Origin of the sequence: Streptomyces sp. SPB074, assembly GCF_000154905.1 — a bacterium.
In the GTDB taxonomy this organism is placed as follows: domain Bacteria; phylum Actinomycetota; class Actinomycetes; order Streptomycetales; family Streptomycetaceae; genus Streptomyces.
This window is the reverse complement of sequence record NZ_GG770539.1, coordinates 5725565-5727472: the sequence shown is the minus strand read 5'-3', so window position 1 is coordinate 5727472 and position 1908 is coordinate 5725565. Positions and strand designations below refer to the sequence as shown.

General features: G+C 75.7%; 1 protein-coding gene. It reads right to left on the bottom strand.

The genetic code is table 11. The features are described from left to right. A partial coding sequence (recN, locus tag SSBG_RS24250) for a DNA repair protein RecN (RefSeq protein ID WP_008748708.1) occupies nucleotides 1-1728 on the bottom strand: 1728 nt, incomplete at its 3' end. Between the last annotated feature and the right edge of the window lie 180 nt (nucleotides 1729-1908).

The window sequence follows — 1908 nt, the reverse complement described above, 5'->3', positions numbered from 1 at the left end:
TGCGGCGAGCAGTTCCTCCGCGTGCGCCCTGGCCGTCTCGGAGTCCTCCTGCCCGGCGAGCATCCGCGACAGTTCCCGCACCCGGGCCTCGCCCTCCAGGACCTTGACGCCCGAGCTGGTGACGCTCCCGTCGTGCGTCTTCTCCACGAGGAGCTGCCGGTCGGCGAAGGCGGCGACCTGCGGCAGGTGGGTGACGACGACGACCTGCGCCCCGCGCGCGAGCTTCGCGAGCCGCCGCCCGATCTCGACGGCCGCCTTGCCGCCGACCCCGGCGTCCACCTCGTCGAAGAGGTACGTGGGCACGGGGTCGGTCCCGGCGAAGACGACCTCGACGGCGAGCATGACGCGGGACAGCTCACCGCCCGAGGCGCCCTTGGCGATGGGCCGGGGGGCCGCGCCGGGGTGCGGGGCGAAGAGCAGTTCGACCTCGTCCACGCCGTAGGGGCCGTAGGCGAGGCGCCGTCCGTCGATGACGACGCCTTCGCTCTCCTCGGCGGCCTCGGTCGCCGAGACGGCGAAGCTGACGCGCGCGTGGGGCATGGCGAGCGAGGCGAGTTCCGCGGTGACGGCCTCGGCGAAGCGCTCGGCGGCCCCGGTACGGGCCGCGGTCAGCTCGGCGGCGAGCGCGGCGAGTTCGGCGGCGAGCCCTTCGCGTTTGGCGGCGAGCGCGGTGATGCGTTCGTCGTCGCCTTCGAGCTCGGTCAGGCGCTCGGCGGAGGTACGGGCCCACTCCAGGACGGCGTCGCTGTTCTCGCCGTACTTGCGGGTGAGCTGCGCGAGCGCGGCGCGGCGTTCCTCGACGGCGGCGAGCCGGAGCGGGTCGGCGTCGAGGTCGTCGGCGTACCCGGCGAGTTCCCCGGCGACGTCGGTGAGGAGGATGCCGATCTCGCCGAGGCGCCCGGCGAGCTTGGCGAGGGCGGGGTCGTGGGCGCCCGCGCCGTCGAGGCCACGCTGGGCCCCGGCGACGAGGGAGGTGGCCTCGATGGACTCGGGGTCCTCGGGGTTGCCGACGAGCGCGGTGTGCGCCCCGGCGGCGGCGGCGCGCAGGGCTTCGGCGTTGCCGAGGCGTTCGGCCTCGGCGGCGAGTTCGGCGTCCTCGCCGGGCAGCGGCTCGACGGCGGCGATCTCGTCCAGGCCGAAGCGGAGCAGGTCGGCCTCCTGGGCGCGTTCCCTGGCGCGCGTGGTCAGCTCGTCCAGCTCGCTCGCGACGGCCCGCAGGCCCCGGTACGCGGTGCGGTAGGCGGCGAGCGGAACGGCGACGCCCGCGTACCGGTCGAGCGCGGCGCGCTGCCGGGCGGGCTTGAGCAGACCCTGCTGGTCGGTCTGGCCGTGCACGGCGACGAGTTCGTCGGCGAGCTCGGCGAGGACCCCGTTGGGCACGGAGCGGCCCCCGAGGTGGGCGCGCGAGCGGCCCTCGGCGGAAACGGTACGGCTGATGAGCAGCGCGTCCTCGTCGAGTTCGGCGCCGGCCTCCTCGACCCGCCGCGCCACGGCGGAGCCGGGGGGCAGCGTGAGTCTGCCCTCGACCACGGCCGACTTCGCGCCGATCCGCACGAGTGCCGCGTCGGCACGTCCGCCGAGCAGCAGCCCGAGGCTCGTGACCACCATCGTCTTGCCCGCGCCGGTCTCACCCGTCACGGCCGTGAAGCCGGGTGACAGCTCCACCACCGCGTCGTCGATGACGCCGAGCGACCGTATCCGCATCTCCTCCAACACGCACATGACCATACGAGGTTTTCTTCCTCCCGGGCGACGTCACCCCGCCCGGTTGCCCCGAGCCGGTGGGTGCGCCCGGGTCCGGCGGGGGCCGCGTGTCGCTCGTACGGGGGCGCCGTAGCGCGTGTCCGGGGGCGCGTGTCCCCCGTACGAGCGCACGCGATACGCGGGCCCCGCGCCGCGGCGGGCCGG